Origin of the sequence: Pseudomonas sp. LAM2023, from assembly GCF_016620375.1 — a bacterium.
Classification (GTDB): domain Bacteria; phylum Pseudomonadota; class Gammaproteobacteria; order Pseudomonadales; family Pseudomonadaceae; genus Aquipseudomonas; species Aquipseudomonas anuradhapurensis.
Window position 1 is genome coordinate 25300 of sequence record NZ_JAENHV010000009.1, and the last position, 19656, is coordinate 44955.

At 65.4% G+C, this 19656-nt stretch carries 18 protein-coding genes; 12 read left to right on the forward strand and 6 right to left on the reverse strand.

The window, feature by feature from the left end:
* Positions 1-97: 97 nt before the first annotated feature.
* From JKP78_RS00250 to JKP78_RS00265, 4 genes are read right to left on the reverse strand one after another with little or no spacing between them, the layout of a single operon-like run.
* Positions 98-889: an ABC transporter permease gene (locus JKP78_RS00250; protein ID WP_170029538.1), complete on the reverse strand. Its 792-nt coding sequence runs from the start codon at positions 887-889 to the stop codon at positions 98-100.
* Complete coding sequence (locus JKP78_RS00255; RefSeq protein ID WP_186685551.1) at positions 886-1626, reverse strand: ABC transporter ATP-binding protein; 741 nt, start codon at positions 1624-1626, stop codon at positions 886-888. Before JKP78_RS00255 ends, JKP78_RS00250 begins: the two co-directional genes overlap by 4 nt.
* Complete coding sequence (locus JKP78_RS00260; protein WP_200625811.1) at positions 1623-2612, reverse strand: YVTN family beta-propeller repeat protein; 990 nt, start codon at positions 2610-2612, stop codon at positions 1623-1625. Before JKP78_RS00260 ends, JKP78_RS00255 begins: the two co-directional genes overlap by 4 nt.
* Before the next feature lie 32 nt (positions 2613-2644).
* Positions 2645-3838, reverse strand: coding sequence for an ABC transporter substrate-binding protein (locus JKP78_RS00265; protein WP_186685555.1), 1194 nt, complete (start codon positions 3836-3838; stop codon positions 2645-2647).
* A gap of 157 nt (positions 3839-3995) precedes the next feature.
* Between JKP78_RS00265 and JKP78_RS00270 the strand changes: the two genes are divergently transcribed.
* Together JKP78_RS00270 and JKP78_RS00275 are read left to right on the forward strand one after the other, a co-directional pair.
* On the forward strand, positions 3996-5273 hold the full coding sequence (locus JKP78_RS00270; RefSeq protein ID WP_200625812.1) for a HAMP domain-containing sensor histidine kinase: 1278 nt from the start codon (positions 3996-3998) through the stop codon (positions 5271-5273).
* Entirely contained in the window at positions 5270-5908 is a 639-nt protein-coding gene (locus tag JKP78_RS00275) for a response regulator (RefSeq protein ID WP_200625813.1), read from the forward strand. Before JKP78_RS00270 ends, JKP78_RS00275 begins: the two co-directional genes overlap by 4 nt.
* 286 nt (positions 5909-6194) lie before the next feature.
* On the opposite strand, the gene JKP78_RS00280 is transcribed toward JKP78_RS00275, so the two are convergent.
* Positions 6195-6854: a pentapeptide repeat-containing protein gene (locus tag JKP78_RS00280; protein ID WP_200625814.1), complete on the reverse strand. Its 660-nt coding sequence runs from the start codon at positions 6852-6854 to the stop codon at positions 6195-6197.
* Between the two features lie 63 nt (positions 6855-6917).
* Complete coding sequence (gene exaA / locus JKP78_RS00285) at positions 6918-8798, reverse strand: quinoprotein ethanol dehydrogenase (RefSeq protein ID WP_200625817.1); 1881 nt, start codon at positions 8796-8798, stop codon at positions 6918-6920.
* Positions 8799-9051: 253 nt separating this feature from the next.
* Here exaA and pedF point away from each other — a divergent pair, with 253 nt between their 5' ends.
* The 10 genes from pedF to JKP78_RS00335 all read left to right on the forward strand — a co-directional run bounded on the left by pedF (position 9052) and on the right by JKP78_RS00335 (position 19639).
* Positions 9052-9513, forward strand: a complete 462-nt coding sequence (pedF, locus tag JKP78_RS00290; protein ID WP_170029546.1) for a cytochrome c-550 PedF — start codon at positions 9052-9054, stop codon at positions 9511-9513.
* Positions 9514-9518: 5 nt separating this feature from the next.
* Complete coding sequence (locus JKP78_RS00295; RefSeq protein WP_186685565.1) at positions 9519-10394, forward strand: substrate-binding periplasmic protein; 876 nt, start codon at positions 9519-9521, stop codon at positions 10392-10394.
* A gap of 144 nt (positions 10395-10538) precedes the next feature.
* Positions 10539-11300 carry a quinoprotein dehydrogenase-associated SoxYZ-like carrier gene (locus JKP78_RS00300; protein ID WP_186685567.1) on the forward strand — a complete coding sequence of 254 codons (762 nt, stop codon included), beginning with the start codon at positions 10539-10541 and terminating at the stop codon, positions 11298-11300.
* A gap of 41 nt (positions 11301-11341) precedes the next feature.
* On the forward strand, positions 11342-12274 hold the full coding sequence (locus tag JKP78_RS00305) for a quinoprotein relay system zinc metallohydrolase 1 (protein ID WP_186685569.1): 933 nt from the start codon (positions 11342-11344) through the stop codon (positions 12272-12274).
* Between the two features lie 272 nt (positions 12275-12546).
* Positions 12547-14331 (forward strand): PQQ-dependent alcohol dehydrogenase PedH, encoded by a 1785-nt coding sequence (pedH, locus tag JKP78_RS00310; protein ID WP_170029550.1) that lies wholly within the window; start codon positions 12547-12549, stop codon positions 14329-14331.
* Between the two features lie 161 nt (positions 14332-14492).
* A complete protein-coding gene (gene exaC / locus JKP78_RS00315; RefSeq protein WP_200625818.1) occupies positions 14493-16013 on the forward strand; it encodes an acetaldehyde dehydrogenase ExaC in 1521 nt (506 codons plus the stop codon).
* A gap of 270 nt (positions 16014-16283) precedes the next feature.
* A complete protein-coding gene (gene pqqA / locus JKP78_RS00320; RefSeq protein ID WP_003243383.1) occupies positions 16284-16355 on the forward strand; it encodes a pyrroloquinoline quinone precursor peptide PqqA in 72 nt (23 codons plus the stop codon).
* A gap of 50 nt (positions 16356-16405) precedes the next feature.
* Positions 16406-16678 (forward strand): pyrroloquinoline quinone biosynthesis peptide chaperone PqqD, encoded by a 273-nt coding sequence (gene pqqD, locus JKP78_RS00325; protein WP_170029552.1) that lies wholly within the window; start codon positions 16406-16408, stop codon positions 16676-16678.
* An 89-nt stretch (positions 16679-16767) separates the two neighbouring features.
* Entirely contained in the window at positions 16768-17931 is a 1164-nt protein-coding gene (gene ercA, locus JKP78_RS00330) for an alcohol dehydrogenase-like regulatory protein ErcA (protein ID WP_170029553.1), read from the forward strand.
* Positions 17915-19639, forward strand: coding sequence for a PAS domain-containing hybrid sensor histidine kinase/response regulator (locus tag JKP78_RS00335; protein ID WP_170029554.1), 1725 nt, complete (start codon positions 17915-17917; stop codon positions 19637-19639). The genes ercA and JKP78_RS00335 overlap by 17 nt, the downstream gene beginning before the upstream one ends.
* Positions 19640-19656: the final 17 nt, after the last annotated feature.

Below are 19656 nucleotides of genomic sequence, written 5' to 3' on the forward strand. Positions count from 1 at the left end.
ACGATTGCAGCTGCGCCGCAGATACCGCCGGGGCTGCGCTGCAGCCCGATCGCGACACAAGGCCGCGCCTACAAAAGCGCGTTCCATGCGGGGGGGATCAGCGTGGCTTGCGCAGTGCCGCGTGCTGGGGGTTGAAGGTGAGGATCGCCAGCAGGCTGAACAGCGCGGTCAAGCCCAGGCACACCGCCAGTGCCAGCAGGTTCAGTCGTTCGTACAGGGCAAAGCGCACCAGTTCCACCGCATGGGTGAACGGGTTGACTGCACACAGCCAGTACAACCACTGGCTGGCCTCCTGCATCTTCCACAGCGGGTACAGTGCCGAAGACAGGAAGAACAGTGGGAAAATCACGAAATTCATCACCCCGGCAAAGTTCTCCAGCTGGCGGATCGCGTTCGACAGCAACAGCCCCAGGGCGCTGAGCATCAGTGCCACCAGCAATAGCGCCGGTAACGCCAGCAGCAAGCCGGCGGCCGGTGGTTGCACACCGTATAGCCAGGCAATGGCCAGGAAGGCGTACACCTGCAGCAAGGAAATCAACGAGGTTGCCAACAGCTTGCTGCCAAGCAGGAACGGCCGTGGCAACGGGCTGGTCAGCAGCACGCGCATGCTGCCCATCTCGCGGTCATAGACCATCGACAGCGAGCCCTGCATGCCGTTGAACAACAGGATCATGCAGGCCAGGCCGGGGATGATGTACACCTCGTAGGGGATATAGGTGTCGTAGGGTTCGATGATCGCAATGCCCAGGGCCGCGCGAAACCCGGCGGCGAACACCAGCAGCCACAGCAGCGGGCGCACCAGGGCGCTGAGAAAGCGTGTGCGCTGCAAGACAAAGCGCAGGCATTCGCGCAGCAGAATGCCGTTGAAGCATTGCCAGTAGGCGTTCATTGGGCTTTCACTCCTGAAGGCGCGCTGGTCAGGCGGGCGAAGGCGTGGTCGAGGTCGCCGCCGTGCGCCTGGCTCAGCGCCGCGGCCGTGCCGCTGGCCACCAGGCGCCCCTGATGCAGGATCAGCAGGTCATCGCTGGGTTGGACTTCGTCCAGCAGGTGGGTGGTCCACAACACGCTGAGGCGTTGTTCGCGGCACAGCAGCCGCAGGTGCTGGTTGAGCGCCAGGCGGCTGGCCGGGTCGAGGCCGACGCTGGCTTCGTCGAGCAACAGCAGGCGCGGCTCATGCAGCAGCGCACGGGCAATCTCGACTCGGCGTCGATGGCCGATGTTCAATGCCCGGACTGGCTCGCGGCGGCGCTCATCGAGGCCCTGGCGGGCCAGTTCGGCCTCCACCCGCAGGTTGGCCTGGCGCCGCGGCAGGCCATGCAGCGAGGCGTGGTAGCGCAGGTTCTGTTCGACGCTGAGGTCCAGGTCGAGGGTGCTTTGCTGGAACACCACGCCCAACTGGCGCAAGGCCGGGCGTGCGGCATTGCGCAGGGAACAGCCGCACACGCGGATGTCGCCTTGCTGCAGGTCGTAGAGCCGCGTGAGCAGGGCGATCAAGGTCGACTTGCCGGCACCATTGGGGCCCAGCAGCGCGGCGAAGCGCCCGGGCGCCAGGCTGAACGTGACCTGCCTGAGCGCCTGGCGCTGGCCGTAGGCAAAGCTCACGTCACTGACTTCCAGCGTGTTCATGGCGTCACCACCACGCCCCAGGGGTAGCGGCCGACCTTCACTGACTTGAGCACCTTGAGGTTTTTCGCATCGATCACCGACACGTCACCGCTGACTCCGTTGGTGGCCAATAACTGGCTCTGGTCCGGGGTGAACGCCAGTTGCCATACCCGTCGCCCCACCAGCAGGTAGTCGAGCACCTCGAAGGTCTTGGCATCGACCACCGCCACATGGTTGGCGGGGCCCAGGGCGACGAAGGCGTACTTGCCATCGGCGCTGAGCTTGATCCCCACCGGCTGGACCTTGTCCGGGTGCACGCCCTTGATCTGGAAATTCAGGGTTTTCAACACCTGGCGCGTGGCCACGTCGAGAATGGTCACGGTGCCGCCGATTTCCGCCGAGGCCCACAACCGCGTACCGTCCTGGCTGAACTCGACAAAGCGCGGCCGCTGGTCGACCGGGGTGCTTTCGGCCAGGGTCTGGGTGCTGGTGTCGATCCAGTGCAGCATGTTGGTGGTTTCGCTGGTGTTGACCGCCCACTTGCCATCCGGGCTCACGGCCATGCCTTCAGGCTCGATGCCGACATCGATCTGCCCGAGTACCTTGTCGGTCTGGGTGTCGATCACGGTCACCAATGCGTCGTCCTCGTTGGACACGTACAGCCAGCGGTCGTTGGGGTGCAGGGCGAACTGCTCCGGGTCCTTGCCGGAAGGCAGTTCCTTGATGATCTTGCGGGTGGCCACGTCCATCACCTGGACCCGGTCCGAGTCGCTGGCGCAGATGTACAGCAGCTTGTGGTCGTGGGACAGCAGCAGGCCGCGCGGGCGCTGGCCTACCGGCAAGGTCTCGGTGACTTCCAGGGTATGCAGGTCGATCAGGCTGAGGCTGTTGTCCTTCTCGTTCGAGACCCAGGCGGTGGCGGCCATGGCCTGGCCGCTGGCAAGCGCCAGGGCGCCCGACAGCAGGCTGGGGTGAAGCAGGGCCCGGTGGAGCAGGCGGCGAGGCATGGCGAAATCCTTTTTTTGTTGTGGTTATCGGCTCAGGGGTAGCGACAGCTGACTTCGGGCTTGTCGTAGCCCAGGCTGTCCATTTCGTTGAACGGGTGCAGGAAACCTTCCTGCGGCGAAGTGCTGACCAGCGCCCGTGGCTGCACCAGCGGGATCGGCTGGCGCAGCTCGCCGTTCCACGGGCGATAGCTGAGCTTGCGGCCCTTGAAACCGTCCAGCGGCAACTGCTCGCTGAGCAGCAGCTGCTGCACGGTGTGCGGCTCGGCCTGGCGCAGTTTGCTGACTGCGCTGGCGACACTGCGCACGGCCATCCAGGCGGCGAAGTCGCGGTCGTTCATCCAGCGCCCGGCCTGGGCCTCGAAACGCTTTTGCAACTGCGCCGCGCCGAAGGTTTCCACGGTCTTGTGCCAGCCGGTGGGGGTCAGGCCCTGGGTTCCGGCGACCGGGCGTGGGTACCAGGTCTGGTAGGGCAGGTACTCGCCGAAATCGCCGCGTTCGTCGGCTACCAGCACCACATCGTATTCGGCAGTTTGCGTGAACAGCGGCATGTCGGCCTGGGCGCTGCGGCGCTGGTCGTTGTCGAAGGTCCAGGGTTTCTCCGCCACCAGCTGCAGGCCGAAGCGCTTCGCGGCACGTCGCAGGGCAGCGGCGTAGGCGCGGTCGTCATCGGTCTGGCCGACGATCAGCAGGGCCCGCTGCCATTTGCGCAGCGCCAGGAATTGCGCCAGAGCATCGGCCAGCATGGCGCGGCCAGGCAGGCTGTGCAGCACATTGCCCAGGCACTGGCTGCTGCGCAGGCTGTCGTCCGGGCTACCGGCATTGAACAGCAGGCTGTCGGGCAATGCGCCAGACAAGGCGCGCAGGCTGGCAGCGGGGGCATTGACCACGAACAGCCGCAGGCCCTGCTCATGCTGGGCCTTGGCCGCCTGCAGCAGGGCTTCGGGGCTGTCGACGCTGGCTTCGGTGAGTTGGAATTGCTGCTGCAGGAAGCGGCCGCTGCTGTTGCTGTCGACAATTGCCAGCCTGGCGCCTTGCAGCCCGGCATCGGTGGGCTCGGGGATGACATTGGACAGCAGCGGGCCAGGGTCGGGGCGATAGCCCAGGTAGCCGATGCGCACCTGCAAGGGCTCGGCAGCCTGGCCCCGGGCAGCGGGCGCCAGGGCCGTAGACAGGGTGGCGGCGAGGGCCAGCAGGCAGGTCAGGGCGAGGTGGGCAGGCTGGCGCATAAAGCGACTCCACGGCAGATGGCGCCAGCATAGGAAGCCCACCGCGACGGGGAAATATGCAGAAAGTAGCGCCCGGCCGGTACCAAGGTAGTAATTCGCCACGCTGGCCCCGGTCTTACGATGGGCCGCAATCTCGCCACACTGAGGAAAACCGCGCATGCGCCTGCTTGACCTGTCGGCCCTGTGGCGGATCAACCTTTGCGTCACGGTGTTTTTCCTGCTGGTAATGCTGGCCTGTGCCGGGGTGCTGTTGCACCAGGCGGTGGCCGATGTCGAGCGCGAGTTGCAATCGGCCGAAGCGGTGGTGGCGTACCTCGGCGATACCGCCGAGCGCGACCCGGCCCATCTGCAGCCACGTTTGACCCAGAGCCTGCGCCATGTGCGGGTGCACTGGCTGGCGGCGGATGAAGCGCTGCCGCTGCCGCAGGAGCGCGGCGTGGATGCCTGGCTTGGCCGACACCTGCTTGGCGAGCGCCACCACGCTACCCGGTTGCTGCAGCTGAGTGATGGTCGCCGGGTAGCGATTGCCGTGGATGCACGGGATGAAATCGACGAAGTCCGCGACTCGCTGCAACAGTTGGTGGGCCTGTGCGGCCTGGCGCTGTTGCTGAGCTTGCTGACCACCCGCTGGGCCGTGCGCCGCGGCATGGGTTTGCTGGACGAGCTGCTGCAGGCCCTGCGCCAGGTCTCCGGTGGGCAGTTGAGCGCGCGCCTGCGCGAAGCCGGCCTGCCGGAGGCACGCCAGCTGGCCAGGCATTTCAACCACATGGCTGCATCGCTGGAACAGGCCCGCACCGACAATGCCCAGCTGACCCAGGCGCTATTGGCCGTGCAGGAGCGCGAACGCACCCAGCTGGCGCAAACCCTGCACGACGACCTCGGGCAATACCTGGCAGGTATCCGTGCCCAGCTGTGCCTGCTGCGCATGGTGGCCGACCAGCCGGCAGCGGTGGCGCAGACCACCCGCACCCTGGAACTCGATTGCCAGCGCCTGCAGCAGGGCTTTCGCGCGTTGGTGCACGACCTGTATCCGCTGGCGCTGCAGCACATGCCGCTGGCTGAGGCGTTTGCCCTGCTGGTGAGCCAATGGCAGGCCAGCCAGGGTATCGATTGTCGCCTGCGGGTCGGCGCGCGCCTGCCAGCGTTGCCTGGGGCGAGCCGCACGCACCTGTATCGCCTGTTGCAGGAGGCGTTGACCAACGTCGCCCGTCACGCCGCGGCCAGCCAGGTGCGGGTGCGCCTGCAACGCAGCGCCAGGGGCTTGCGCCTGCTGGTTCGCGATAACGGTTGCGGCGCGCCGCAGCCGCTACGCCATGGGGTCGGCCTGCACTCGATGGCCGAGCGCGCCCGCAGCCTGGGCGGTGAACTGTGCATCTTCAGCCGCCCGGGCGCCGGCTGGGCGCTGGCCCTGAAGATTCCCTTGGAGGTGCAATGAATATCGTGTTGGTCGATGACCACGCCGTGGTCCGCCAGGGCTATGCCAGCTTGTTGCGGGCGGTGCTGCCGACGGTGCAGGTGCGCGAAGCGGCCAGCGGCGAGGAGGCGCTGGCGCGGGTGCAGGAGCAGGTGCCCAACCTGGTGATCATGGACTTCGGCCTGCCCGGTATCAGCGGCCTGGAAACCACCCGACGGCTGCGCCAGCGCTTGCCGCAACTGCGCGTGCTGTTCTTCAGCATGCACGATGAACTGCCGCTGGTGCGCCAGGCGCTGGACGCCGGGGCCTCGGGTTACCTGACCAAGAACTCGGCGCCCGAGGTGCTGGTCGAGGCGGTGCAGCGGGTGCTGGCCGGGCAGGCCTATATCGAGCAACCGCTGGCCACCCAGCTGGCTTGCACCTCGCATCAGCGTACCAGCGACCCACGCCTGCAGTGCATGACCCAGCGTGAGCTGGAGATCTTCGTGATGCTGGCCAAGGGCACACCGGTGCGGGTGATCGCCGAGCAGCTGTGCATCAGTGCCAAGACCGTGTCCAACCACCTGACCTTGCTCAAGAGCAAGCTGCAGGTCAGCTCGCATGCCGAGCTGGTGCACCTGGGGATCGACCTGGGGGTGGTGCGGGTGGCGGGGTAACGTTCGACCTGGCAGATGCAGCGCCTGTGAGACCGAGCGCCGCCCGCGCGGCGCATCGCGAGCTGCGCTCGCTACGTTTGTTTCGGGCCAATCATGCCTGTGGGATTGGCGCGCGTACGCTTTGGCGCATGACGAGATGTCGTGTCGTATGAACCAGGCGGTCGCGCGCGCCTGTCACAGGCGTTACTGGCCCGAAACAAACGCAGGAGCGGATTTATCCGCGATGCGCCGCGCGGGCGGCGCTCGGCCTCCCAGGCGCTGAACCTGTCACGCCGGACCCTTCGGCTCATTTGTCCCAGGTCTCTGGGCAGCCCTTGCATCCCTGCATGTTGGCATCCTGGAAATTCCCATAATGCTGCCGCGCCCCACGCAGGTCGGCGCCCTCCAGGTTGCTCTGGCTTAGCTTGGCCTCCTGCAGGTTGGCATCGCCCAGGTTCGCCCCCTGCAAATCAGCCTTGCTCAGCCAGGCCATTTCCAGGTCCGCCGCCCGCAGGTTGGCCTGGTGCATCTTCGCCCCGGACAACCTGGCGAATTCCAGGTAGGCCGCGCCAAGGTCGGCCCTTGCGAACTGCGCGCCTTGGGCAAACAGGCCCCAGCCCTGGATCGCCACCAGCTTGCTGTCGCTCAGGTCGGCCAGGCGCAGGTTGCTCTGCTGCAGGCTGGCACGGGTCAGGTTGGCGCCCTGCAGGCGGGCCTTTTCCAGGTTGGCCAGGTCCAGTCGGGCGTGGCGCAGGTCGGCACCGCGCAGGTCGGCATCGGCCAGGTTCATCTTGCGCAAGTCCTGGTTGGCCAGGTTGGCGCCACGCAGGTCCGCCCCCGGGCACTGGCTGGCTTCGGCAATCAGGCAGCCGTTGATGGTCAAGGGGGTATCGCTTTCAGCGTCGTCGGCGTTCATGGCCAAGGTAGGGGAAAGTACCAACAGCAAAGCCAATGGCAAATAGTTCATGGCAAAGGTCCCGGCAGGAAGGTGACAGGACGGGGAGGGGCGAAGGCCCGCTCCCCGCGAGGGTCAACGTTGTGCGGTCTGCTTGTCCCAGCTCGGGATCTTGAACACCCAGAACGAGCCGCCCTGGGCCACCGGCTTGGTCAGCTCGGCCATGTCGCCGCCCCACAGCGGTACCGCGCCGCCGTAGCCCACGGTCACGCCGATGTACTGCTCGCCGTCCTGTTCCCAGGTGATTGGCGGCGAGACGATGCCGCTGCCGGTCTGGAACTTCCACAGCTCCTTGCCGGTCTTGGCGTCGAACGCCTTGAAGAAGCCGTCACCGGTACCGGTGAAAACCAGGTTGCCCTTGGTCGCCAGCACGCCGGCCCACAGTGGCAGCGGTTCCTTGTGCTCCCACACCAGCTCGCCGGTGCTCGGGTCCATCGCGCGCAGGGTGCCGACGTGGTCGTCATACATGCGCTTGATGCGGAAGCCCATGCCCAGGTACGCAGAGCCCTTCTTGTAGTTCACTTCCTCGGTCCAGTATTCCTCTTTCCACTGGTTGCCGGGGATATAGAACAGGCCGGTATCCTGGCTGTAGGCCATGGGGTTCCAGTTCTTGCCACCGAGGAACGGCGGCGAGACTTCCACCGGCTTGCCTTTGCTTTCCCCCGGCAGGGGCTTGGGCGGGCGCTGGCCGGGGTTTTCCACCGGGCGCCCGGTGTTCAGGTCGATATGGCTGGCCCAGGTGATGTTGTCGACGAAGGGGAAGGCGTTCTGCAGCTTGCCGTTGCTGCGGTCGACCACATAGAAAAAGCCGTTGCGGTCGGCATGGCCGGTGGCCTTGACCAGCTTGCCGTCCTTGTTCTTGTAGTCGAACAGCACCAGCTCGTTGTTGCCGGAAAAGTCCCAGGCATCGTTGGGGGTGTGCTGGTAGAACCATTTCACCTCGCCAGTGCTCGGGTCGACGCCGACCTGGCCGGAGGTGTACAGGCTGTCGTAGTCGTGCGGGTTGCCGTCCTTCGCGGTGCGCGCCCAGGTGTTCCATGGGCCCGGGTTGCCAGCACCGACGATGATGGTGTTGCTCTCGGGGTCGAAGCTGGCGCTTTGCCAAGGGGCACCGCCGCCGTGGCTCCAGGCTTCGACCTTGCCGGTCTCGGTGGTCGGGTCATCCGGCCAGGATGGTGCCTTGACGTTGCCGGTGGGGGTGCTGTCCTTGCCGTTCAAGCGGCCCATATGGCCTTCGACGAATGGCCGCATCCACACTTCCTCGCCGGTATCCGGGTCGCGCGCGAATAGCTGGCCAACCACGCCGAACTCGTCACCCGAGCTGCCGTGGATCAGCAACACCTTGCCGCTGGTCTTGTCCTTGATCAGCACCGGGGCGCCGGTCATGGTGTAGCCGGCGCTGTGGTCGCCGAACTTCTTGTTCCACACCACTTTGCCGGTGCGCTTGTCGAGGGCAATCACGCGTGCATCGAGGGTGCCGAAGTAGATCTTGTCGCCGTAGATCGCCGCGCCGCGGTTGACCACGTCGCAGCACGGGCGGATGTTCTCCGGCAGGCGGTGGTTGTAGGTCCACAGGCGCTTGCCGGTGCGGGCATCGAGGGCGAACACCCGCGAATAGGACCCGGTGACGTAGACCACGCCGTCGCTGACGATGGCCTGGGATTCCTGGCCGCGTTGTTTCTCGTCGCCGAAGGAGAAGGACCACGCCGGCGTCAGCTTGAACACGTTCTGGTCATTGACCTGGGCCAGCGGGCTCCAGCGCTGGGCGTTGGTGCCCATGCCATATTGCAGCACGTCCTGGGTGGTCAGGTGATCGTTGGCGATGTCTTCCCAGGTCACGTTCTTGCCGGCAGGCGCCGCCGTGGCCACCGTGCCCAGGGCCAGGCTGCCGGCCAGCAGCAAGGCACGCAGGCTCAGGCACAAAGGGGAAAGGGCAGGTAGCGTTGTTGTTGTCATGGTTGCAGTTCCCTGTGGAGTTTTGGCCTGCACAGGGTGAGCTGGTGCGGTTGTCGCGGGATACGGAAAACTTCCCGCGCTGGCCGGGAAAAGTTCCCGTACGGCACCTCTTTTGGCCCTTCGCCACATGCCCTACTACCAAGGGAGTAAGGCCCGGCCACCAAAGCAGGATACGGCGCTGCACGGGCTGTTCCTAAGATGGCGGCACGGCCTCTGTGGTTGAGGCCTTGCGTGCAATGGTGAGGGCATAACAATGACAACACAACGAAACGTCTTGCTTGCTGCAGGCCTGCTGGCCGGCGCTGTGCTGACCGGTACGGTCTGGGCCCATGGCAATGTGGTGCCCCAGGCTGTGGAAACCAAGGGCCTGACCCCGATCAAGGATGCGGGTGTGGCCGTGGACGGCGACGGCTGGGCAGCGGTCAACCCGTATCGCGAGTCTCCCGAGCACGACAAGGCGGTGGAAATTGGCGCCTCGGCCTACAACCAGAACTGCGCCGCCTGCCATGGCCTGGAAGCCAAGTCTGGCGGTATCGCCCCGGACCTGCGCATGCTCGACGCCGGTGAGGCGGGTGACGAGTGGTTCGTCGAGCGGGTACGCCACGGCGCGGTTCGCGACGGCCGGGTGTACATGCCGAAGATGGCCGACTACCTGAGTCAGGAAGCCTTGTGGGCGGTACGCACCTACCTGGACAGCGTGCACGTCGAGGAGTGACGGCCATGCGCCTGTTGGCGGTGCTGTTGTCTGGCCTGCTGCTGTGTTGCGCGGCAGCCCAGGCGCAGGTACGCAACTACGACGCTATCATCGCCGCCGGCGAATTGAAGGTGGCGGTGTACAAGGATTTTGCGCCCTACAGCTTCGAGGACCACGGCCAGCCGCGCGGGGTCGACGTGGAGTTGGCACAGGCCCTGGCCAGTGCGCTGGGGGTGCGCCTGCAACTGATCTGGGCGCCGCCCGGGGAAAAGCTCGACGACGACCTGCGCGATTACATCTGGCGCGGCAGTCCGCTGCGCAACCAGCAGCTGGCCGACCTGATGATGCGTGTGCCTTACGACCACGCCTACGCGCAGCGGCGCAACGACGTCGGGGAACTGGAAAACGCCCAGGTGGTGATGTTCGGCCCCTATCAGCAGGAGCGCTGGCAGGTGGCCTATGATCGCCGCCGCCTGGCCTCGGTAGCCAGTGTAGCGGTGTTCCAGCAACACCCCATCGGGGTCGAGGTGGACAGTGTGCCGTCGTTCTACCTGACCTCGGTATTCAATGGCATGCTCAGTGCCAGGACCCACCATTACCCCAACGTTCAGCAGGCGTTCGGCGCCATGCAGGCTGGCCAGGTGGACGCGGTGATGGCCATGCGCGGTGAGGTCGACTGGCAACTGCACCAGGCCGCCGACCCGCAGCTGGCCCTGGCGGAAAACGCCTACCCGAACCTCGGCAAGCAGGCCTGGGACATCGGCATGGCAGTGCATGAAAGCAACCGGCAGCTGGCCTATGCGGTGGAAGAGGCGCTCGAGGCGCTGATCCGCGAGGGCCAGATGAAAGCGATCTACGCCAGTTACGGCCTGCGCTACGAGGTGCCGGAAATGTATCAGTAGGTGCAGATCTCCCTGTGGGAGCGGGCGTGCCCGCGAAGCAGGCGCTGCGGTGGTTGGCACGGGCTTGGCCCGTGTTCGCGGGCATGCCCGCTCCCACAGGGGCGGCGCTGGCTCAAGGATAATCGCGTCATCAAGGAGCGGGCCATGAACTGGCGAGCGACTTTCCTGCTGGCCTGCTGGCTGCCTTGGGCAGCCCAGGCCGCCGAACCGAATGCCACGTCGGACCCGGTGCCGTCGGTGATGTGGGACTTCTACCATAAGCAGTTGCTGGGCCAGGCAGCGTTCGTCTTCGATGACCGGGTCAAGCTGCTGGCACCACCCTTTGCCGAGGACGCACGCCAGGTGCCGCTGGAGATCGACGCGCGGGCATTCAGCGGCGAGGTGGTACGGATTCTGGCCTGGGCCGAGCTCAACCCGCTGCCGCGGATTGTCGACTTCGAGCCCGGCGAGCGCGTACTGCCCTGGTTGTCGATCCGCATCCGTATCGAACAGGCCACGCCGCTGCGCGCCGCGGTGCTGACGCGCGACGGCCTGTGGCACGTCGGCTCGACCCTGATCGATGCCGCTGGCGGCGGTTGTACCGCGCCCAGTGTGGTCCGCACCCAGCCCGGCTGGGAGGAGCACCTGGGCGAAGTGCTGGGCGGGCGCTACCCGCGCGGCGACAGCAGCCGCCTGCGCCTGCAGGTGGCCCACCCGATGGACAATGGCCTGGTCAGCGGCATTCCGGAATTCTTCCTCAACCATGCCGAGCTGCAAGGCGCGGACGGCCAGCGGCTGGCCAGCCTCGCGCTGTATCCGGCAGTCAGCGAAAACCCCAACCTGGGCTTCGATATCCTCGGTCCCGGGCCGACCCGGCTGCTGTTGCAGGACAACAGCGGCAACCGCTTCGAGGCTGCGCTGCCTTGAGCGCGTCGCCTGGCTTCACTTACCGACCCGAGGCGCCCGTCATGCATTGGATCCTGCTTCTGCTGCTGTGTCTGGGCCTGCCGGCCCAGGCTGACCTGGCCTACCGCCTCGAACCTCGGCAGATCGCCGAGGGCACCTGGCTGCTGGAGGGCAGCACCGCTAATTTCGCCAAGGACAATGGTGGCAACATCGTCAACACCGCGTTCATTGTCACTGACAGCGGGGTGGTGGTGATCGACAGCGGGCCGTCCAAGCGCTACGGCGAAGCGCTGCGTCAGGCGATTGCCGCCACCACCGACAAGCCAGTAGTCGAAGTGTTGCTGACGCACCATCACCCCGACCATGTGCTGGGCAACCAGGCCTTCGCCGATGTACCGATCGGCGCGCTGGTCGGCACCGGCGAGCTGCTGCGCCAGCAGGGTGAGGCCATGGCCGAGAACATGTATCGCCTGGTTGGCGACTGGATGCGCGGCACCGAGGTGGTGTTGCCAACCCGGGTACTGGAGCCAGGTGTGCATGAAGTGGGCGGGCATCGCCTGCGGCTGCTGGCGCTGGGCGGGCATACTGGTGCCGACCTGGCGATTCTGGATGAAACGACCGGTGTGCTGTTTGCCGGCGATCTGGTGTTCTACCAACGGGCGCTGACCACGCCCAACAGCCCGGGGCTGGAGGTCTGGTTGCAAGACCTGGATACCCTGCAGGCGCTGCCCTGGAAACAGTTGGTACCTGGCCATGGCCCGGTGGCCAGCGATGCCCGGCCGTTTGCCCAGATGCGTGACTACCTGGGCTGGCTGGATGGCCTGATGCGTGACGGCGCGGCGCGTGGCGATGACATGGCCGAGATGATCCGCAGCCCGATCCCGCAGCGCTTCGCCGGAATCAGCCTGACCCGTTACGAGTTGATCCGCAGTGTCAGCCACCTGTATCCACGCTACGAGCGCCAACAATTGCGGCGCATCGACGCCAGGGACTGACGCGCCCTTGTAGGAGCGGCCTTGCGTCGCGATGGGCTGCGCAGCAGCCCCGGCGATTTCTGCCAGAAGCACACATCCTGGGGCCGCTGCGCAGCCCATCGCGACGCAAGGCCGCTCCTACAAGGGCGCGCAGGCCGTGGCGGCCAGCCCCATACCAAGGAACTAGAAAACTCCGCACTGCGGGCAATTGTTGGCAAACAGGCGGCGACCAAGAATTCTCGGCACACCGGGAAATTTTCCCGGGCACAACAAAAAAACCAAAGGTAGCCGTCATGACCCGATCCCCACGTCGTCCCGTGTTCGCCGTGAGCCTGGTGCTCAGCGCCATGCTGCTTGCCAGCGCGGCCCACGCTGCTGTCAGCAATGAAGAAATCCTCCAGGACCCGAAGAACCCGCAGCAGATCGTGACCAACGGCCTGGGTGTGCAGGGCCAGCGCTACAGCCCGCTCGACCTGCTCAACAGCAACAACGTCAAGGACCTGCGGCCGGTCTGGGCGTTCTCCTTCGGCGGTGAGAAGCAGCGTGGCCAGCAGGCTCAGCCGCTGGTCAAGGATGGGGTGATGTACCTGACCGGTTCCTACTCGCGGGTGTTCGCCGTGGACGCCCGCACCGGCAAGAAGCTGTGGCAATACGATGCGCGCCTGCCCGATGACATCCGCCCGTGCTGCGACGTGATCAACCGGGGCGTGGCGCTGTACGGTGACCTGGTGTTCTTCGGCACCCTGGATGCCAAGCTGGTGGCCCTGAACAAAGACACCGGCAAGGTGGTGTGGAGCAAGAAAGTGGCCGACCACAAGGAAGGCTACTCGATCAGCGCCGCGCCGATGATCGTCAACGGCAAGCTGATCACCGGGGTGGCCGGTGGCGAGTTCGGCGTGGTGGGCAAGATCCAGGCCTACAACCCGGAAAACGGCGAGCTGCTGTGGATGCGCCCGACCGTGGAAGGGCACATGGGTTACGTCTACAAGGACGGCAAGGCGATCGAGAACGGCATTTCCGGCGGCGAGGCAGGCAAGACCTGGCCTGGCGACCTGTGGAAGACCGGCGGTGCAGCACCTTGGCTCGGCGGCTACTACGACCCGGAGACCAACCTGATCCTGTTCGGTACCGGCAACCCGGCGCCGTGGAACTCGCACCTGCGCCCGGGCGACAACCTGTACTCCTCGTCGCGCCTGGCCCTGAACCCGGACGATGGCACCATCAAGTGGCACTTCCAGAGCACGCCGCATGACGGCTGGGACTTCGACGGCGTCAACGAGCTGATCTCGTTCAACTACAAGGCCGGCGGCAAGGAGATCAAGGCGGCCGCCACTGCCGACCGCAACGGCTTCTTCTACGTGCTGGACCGCACCAACGGCAAGTTCATCCGCGGCTTCCCGTTCGTCGACAAGATCACCTGGGCCAGCGGCCTGGACAAGGATGGCCGGCCGATCTACAACGAAGCCAGCCGTCCAGGGGCACCGGGCAGCGAAGCCAAGGGTAGCTCGGTGTTCGTCGCCCCGGCCTTCCTCGGCGCCAAGAACTGGATGCCGATGGCCTACAACAAGGACACCGGGCTGTTCTATGTGCCGTCCAACGAGTGGGGCATGGATATCTGGAACGAAGGCATCGCCTACAAGAAGGGCGCGGCGTTCCTCGGTGCCGGCTTCACCATCAAGCCGCTCAACGAAGACTACATCGGCGTGCTGCGTGCCATCGACCCGGTCAGCGGCAAGGAAGTATGGCGCCACAAGAACTACGCACCGCTGTGGGGCGGGGTACTGACCACCAAGGGCAACCTGGTGTTCACCGGCACGCCGGAAGGCTTCCTGCAGGCGTTCAACGCCAAGACCGGTGACAAGGTCTGGGAGTTCCAGACCGGTTCCGGCGTGCTCGGGTCGCCGATCACCTGGGAAATGGACGGCGAGCAGTACGTTTCGGTGGTCTCCGGCTGGGGCGGCGCGGTGCCGCTGTGGGGCGGCGAAGTGGCCAAGCGGGTCAAGGACTTCAACCAGGGCGGCATGCTCTGGACCTTCAAGTTGCCCAAGCAACTGCAAACCGCCAGCGCCAAGCGCTGACGCCATGCCTTGCCGCTTGCCGCCAGCCAACCGGCGGCAAGCGGCCCTACTACCAAATGACGAGAGCCCCGCTGCCAACGATGCATTCGCCCGGCAGGCGGGGCTTTTTACCATCGGTTCATCGCCTGTCGCCGGACAGGCATCGACCACAGAGGCTCAGCATGATCTACGCACAACCCGGAACCCCTGGCGCCATCGTGTCCTTCAAGCCACGCTACGGCAACTTCATCAATGGTGAGTTCGTGCCGCCGCTGGGTGGCCAGTACTTCACCAACAGCTCGCCGGTCAATGGCCAGCCGATTGCCGAGTTCCCGCGCTCTGGCGCCGAGGACATCGAGCGCGCCCTGGACGCCGCCCATGCCGCGGCCGAAGCCTGGGGCAAGACCTCGGTGCAGTACCGTGCCCTGGTGCTGCTGAAGATTGCCGACCGTATTGAACAGCATCTGGAAGTGCTGGCCGTTACCGAAACCTGGGACAACGGCAAGGCCGTGCGCGAAACCCTCAATGCCGACGTGCCGCTGGCTGCCGACCACTTCCGCTACTTCGCCGGCTGCATCCGCGCCCAGGAAGGCGGTGCTGCGGAAATCAACGAAGGCACCGTGGCCTACCACATGCATGAGCCGCTGGGCGTGGTCGGGCAGATCATCCCGTGGAACTTCCCGCTGCTGATGGCTGCCTGGAAACTCGCCCCGGCCCTGGCCGCCGGCAACTGCGTCGTGCTCAAGCCGGCGGAGCAGACACCGCTGTCGATCACCGTGTTCGCCGAACTGATCGCCGACCTGCTGCCTGCCGGCGTGCTGAACATCGTCCAGGGCTTTGGCCGTGAAGCCGGCGAGGCCCTGGCCACCAGCAAGCGCATCGCCAAGATCGCCTTCACCGGTTCCACTCCGGTGGGCTCGCACATCATGAAATGTGCCGCCGAGAACATCATCCCGTCTACCGTCGAGCTGGGCGGCAAGTCGCCGAACATCTTCTTCGAAGACATCATGCAGGCCGAGCCGGCGTTCATCGAGAAGGCCGCCGAAGGCCTGGTGCTGGCGTTCTTCAACCAGGGCGAAGTGTGCACCTGCCCGTCGCGGGCGTTGATCCAGGAATCGATTTACGAGCCGTTCATGGCCGAAGTGATGAAGAAGATCGCCAGGATCACCCGGGGCAACCCGCTGGACACCACGACCATGGTCGGTGCCCAGGCTTCGGAGCAGCAGTACGACAAGATCCTTTCCTACCTGCAGATTGCCCGGGAGGAGGGTGCCCAGCTGCTCACCGGTGGTGCTGCCGAGCGGCTCGCCGGCGACCTGGCCAGCGGTTACTACATCCAGCCGACCCTGCTCAAGGGCCACAACAAGATGCGCGTGTTCCAGGAGGAGATCTTCGGCCCGGTGGTGGGCGTGACCACCTTCAAGGATGAGGCCGAGGCCCTGGCGATCGCCAACGACAGCGAGTTCGGCCTGGGCGCAGGCCTGTGGACCCGCGACATCAACCGTGCCTACCGCATGGGCCGTGGGATCAAGGCGGGGCGGGTATGGACCAACTGCTACCACTTGTACCCGGCGCATGCCGCGTTCGGTGGCTACAAGAAGTCTGGTGTGGGTCGTGAAACCCACAAGATGATGCTCGACCACTACCAGCAGACCAAGAACCTGCTGGTGAGCTACGACATCAATCCGCTGGGCTTCTTCTAACATCTGGTCGGTTGACGCGGTCGACTGTAGGAGCGGCCTTGTGTCGCGAAAGGGCTGCGCAGCAGCCCCGGCGATTTGCGCGTTCATGCTGTATTCCTGGGGCTGCTTTGCAGCCCTTTCGCGACACAAGGCCGCTCCTACAAATATCGCGCAACCGATCCTCCTACCAACGCACCTCGCAAGCTCGTTCCAAAGTAGCATTCGGCCCTGGCGCCGAGCATGCATTAATGCCTCTACCGGAATCGCCCGGCATAACAAGAGGACCGCCCCATGTGGACTAAACCCGCCTACACCGACCTGCGCATTGGTTTCGAAGTAACGATGTACTTCGCCAATCGTTGATGCCTGGCCGGCCATCGTCGCGATGGCCGGGCCTTGTGTATCAAGCCCCTATGGAATTGATCGATCCCGAGCAGACCCTGGCCCTGGCCCGCGGCTTTCGCCTGCGCTGGGAGCCGCAGCTGGCGTGCCCGCTGTTGCTGCATGCGGGGGGCGTCATCGAGCTCAACGCCAGTGCCGGCTGGGTGCTCGAACTGCTGGACGGCCAGCGTAGCGTGGCGGCAGTCATCGCCCGGCTGGCGCAGCGTTTCCCCGGGGTGACCGGGCTCGACGAGGATGTGCTGGCGTTCCTGGAGGTGGCCCGCGCCAAGTGCTGGGTCGAATGAGCCGTGGCCAGGCTTTGGTCTGGTTGCTTTCGCCACGGGATGCTTTACGCTGGCGGTTACCTTCCAGAACAATAAGAACAGGCTTTCCGATGAGCCAGAGTTTCAGCCCGCTTCGCAAGTTCGTTTCGCCTGAAATCATTTTCGGTGCCGGTTGCCGGCATAACGTGGCCAATTACGCCAAGACCTTCGGCGCGCGCAAGGTCCTGGTGGTCAGCGACCCGGGTGTGATCGCCGCCGGTTGGGTCGCCGACGTCGAGGCCAGCCTGCAGGCGCAGGGCATCGACTACTGCCTGTACAGCGGCGTGTCGCCCAACCCACGGGTCGAGGAAGTGATGCTCGGCGCCGAGATCTATCGGCAGAACCACTGTGACGTGATTGTCGCGGTCGGTGGCGGCAGCCCGATGGACTGCGGCAAGGCCATCGGCATCGTGGTCGCCCACGGGCGCAGCATCCTCGAGTTCGAAGGCGTGGACATGATCCGCGTGCCCAGCCCGCCGCTGATCCTGATCCCGACCACGGCCGGTACCTCGGCCGACGTGTCGCAGTTCGTGATCATTTCCAACCAGCAGGAGCGCATGAAGTTCTCCATCGTCAGCAAGGCGGTGGTCCCGGATGTGTCACTGATCGACCCGCAAACCACCCTGAGCATGGACCCGTTCCTGTCGGCCTGCACCGGCATCGACGCGCTGGTGCATGCCATCGAAGCCTTTGTTTCCACCGGCCACGGCCCGCTGACCGACCCCCATGCGCTGGAGGCCATGCGCCTGATCAACGGCAACCTGGTGCAGATGATCGCCAACCCTGGCGATATTGCCCTGCGCGAGAAGATCATGCTGGGCAGCATGCAGGCGGGGCTGGCGTTTTCCAATGCGATCCTCGGCGCGGTCCACGCCATGTCGCACAGCCTGGGCGGCTTCCTCGACCTGCCGCATGGTTTGTGCAACGCGGTGCTGGTAGAGCATGTGGTGGCGTTCAACTACAGCTCGGCGCCGGAGCGTTTCAAGGTGATTGCCGAAGTGCTGGGCATCGACTGCCGCGGCCTCAACCACCGGCAGATCTGCGCGCGCCTGGTGGAGCACCTGATCGCCCTGAAACGCGCCATCGGCTTCCATGAGACCTTGGGCCTGCATGGGGTGCGCACGGCCGATATCCCGTTCCTGTCGCAACATGCCATGGATGACCCATGCATCCTGACCAACCCGCGTGCGTCGAGCCAGCGTGATGTCGAGGTGGTTTATGGCGAGGCCCTCTGACGACCAGCAGCGGGCCCTGGCCGGGCTGCTGGGGCTCGGCGACCACTCGGCACGCAAGAGCCATTACCCGGAGCTGGCGGCCCGCCTGGACGAGCTGGAGGCCGAACGCAACCGCTACAAGTGGTTGTTCGAGAATGCCGTGCACGGGATTTTCCAGGCCAGCCTGCAAGACGGCATGCGCGCGGCCAACCCGGCGTTGGCGCGCATGCTCGGTTACGACAACCCGCAAGCGTTGCTGCAGTGCCTGACCGATTTTGCCAGCGACCTGTTCGTCGAGGCCGACGAGCTGCACGCCATCACCGCGACCCTGGCCCGTGAACGCAGCCTGCATGGCTATGAAACCCGCTTGCGCCGCAAGGATGGCAGCCATATCGATGTGCTGATGAACCTGCTGCTCAAGCCTGGCCATGAGGGCCTGGTGGAAGGGTTTGTCGCCGACATCACCGAACGCAAGCTGGCCCAGCAGCGCTTGCAGCAACTCAACGACGAGCTTGAGCAACGAGTGGCTGCACGCACCGACGAACTGCTGGAGGCCAACCGCAACCTGCAACAGCAGATTGCCGAGCGCAAACAGATCGCCCGCGCCCTGCGCGATGCGCGCGACGCTGCGGAAACCGCCAACCGCAGCAAGGACAAATACCTCGCCGCTGCCAGCCATGACCTGCTGCAGCCGCTGAATGCTGCGCGGCTGCTGATTTCGACCTTGCGCGAACGGCCGTTGCCGGAAGCGGAAAAAGTGCTGGTGGAACGCACCCATCAAGCCCTGGAGGGTGCTGAGGACCTGCTGACCGACCTGTTGGACATTTCCCGGCTTGACCAGGCAGCGGTCAAGCCGGACGTCGCGTCGTATCGTCTCGACGAACTGTTCGGGCCGCTGGTTTCAGAGTTCCGCACGGTGGCTGACGCGGCGGGCCTGAAACTGCGTGCCCGCATTGGCGACTACGCCATCAGCACCGACCTGCGGTTGATGACGCGCATCCTGCGCAATTTTCTCAGCAATGCCTGCCGCTATACCGATGAAGGCCGGATCCTGTTGGGGGCCAGGCGCCGTGGCAGGCATTTGCGCCTGGAGGTGTGGGACACCGGGCGGGGTATCGCCCAGGATCGGCTGCAGGCCATCTTCCTTGAATTCAACCAACTGGACGTGGGCCGTGCCGCCGATCGCAAGGGCGTGGGCCTGGGGCTGGCCATCGTCGAACGGATCGCCAAGATCCTTGGCTACCGGGTCGAGGTGCGTTCGTGGCCGGGGCGTGGCTCGGTGTTCAGCATCGAAGTGCCGCTTGGCCAAGCGGTGCCGCTGCCGGTCCACCCGGCCGTACCGCAGCCTGGCACCGGCAACCCATTGCCGGGCCGGCGGCTGCTGGTAGTGGACAATGAGGTGAGCATTCTCGAGAGCATGGGCGCATTGCTTGGGCAGTGGGGCTGCGAAGTGGTGACAGCAACCGACCAGGCCGGAGCATTGCTGGCCTTGCAAGGGCAGGCACCGGAATTGATCCTGGCAGATTTTCACCTGGACCACGGTGTGGTCGGCTGCGAGGTGGTCAGGCACTTGCGCGAGCATTTCGGCAGCGCCATTCCGGCGGTGATCATCACCGCTGACCGCAGCGATCAGTGCCGACGCTCGTTGCACAAGCTCGGTGCGCCGCTGCTGAACAAACCGGTCAAGCCGGGGAAACTGCGTGCAGTATTGAGCCAACTGCTGGGCTAGGCATTGCTGGTCATTCA

Coding starts and splice junctions, on each gene's coding strand:
- JKP78_RS00250 (WP_170029538.1), bottom strand. CDS start 889: ATGAACGCCTACTGGCAATGCTTCAACGGCATTCTGCTGCGCGAATGC.
- JKP78_RS00255 (WP_186685551.1), bottom strand. CDS start 1,626: ATGAACACGCTGGAAGTCAGTGACGTGAGCTTTGCCTACGGCCAGCGC.
- JKP78_RS00260 (WP_200625811.1), bottom strand. CDS start 2,612: ATGCCTCGCCGCCTGCTCCACCGGGCCCTGCTTCACCCCAGCCTGCTG.
- JKP78_RS00265 (WP_186685555.1), bottom strand. CDS start 3,838: ATGCGCCAGCCTGCCCACCTCGCCCTGACCTGCCTGCTGGCCCTCGCC.
- JKP78_RS00270 (WP_200625812.1), top strand. CDS start 3,996: ATGCGCCTGCTTGACCTGTCGGCCCTGTGGCGGATCAACCTTTGCGTC.
- JKP78_RS00275 (WP_200625813.1), top strand. CDS start 5,270: ATGAATATCGTGTTGGTCGATGACCACGCCGTGGTCCGCCAGGGCTAT.
- JKP78_RS00280 (WP_200625814.1), bottom strand. CDS start 6,854: ATGAACTATTTGCCATTGGCTTTGCTGTTGGTACTTTCCCCTACCTTG.
- exaA (WP_200625817.1), bottom strand. CDS start 8,798: ATGACAACAACAACGCTACCTGCCCTTTCCCCTTTGTGCCTGAGCCTG.
- pedF (WP_170029546.1), top strand. CDS start 9,052: ATGACAACACAACGAAACGTCTTGCTTGCTGCAGGCCTGCTGGCCGGC.
- JKP78_RS00295 (WP_186685565.1), top strand. CDS start 9,519: ATGCGCCTGTTGGCGGTGCTGTTGTCTGGCCTGCTGCTGTGTTGCGCG.
- JKP78_RS00300 (WP_186685567.1), top strand. CDS start 10,539: ATGAACTGGCGAGCGACTTTCCTGCTGGCCTGCTGGCTGCCTTGGGCA.
- JKP78_RS00305 (WP_186685569.1), top strand. CDS start 11,342: ATGCATTGGATCCTGCTTCTGCTGCTGTGTCTGGGCCTGCCGGCCCAG.
- pedH (WP_170029550.1), top strand. CDS start 12,547: ATGACCCGATCCCCACGTCGTCCCGTGTTCGCCGTGAGCCTGGTGCTC.
- exaC (WP_200625818.1), top strand. CDS start 14,493: ATGATCTACGCACAACCCGGAACCCCTGGCGCCATCGTGTCCTTCAAG.
- pqqD (WP_170029552.1), top strand. CDS start 16,406: ATGGAATTGATCGATCCCGAGCAGACCCTGGCCCTGGCCCGCGGCTTT.
- ercA (WP_170029553.1), top strand. CDS start 16,768: ATGAGCCAGAGTTTCAGCCCGCTTCGCAAGTTCGTTTCGCCTGAAATC.
- JKP78_RS00335 (WP_170029554.1), top strand. CDS start 17,915: ATGGCGAGGCCCTCTGACGACCAGCAGCGGGCCCTGGCCGGGCTGCTG.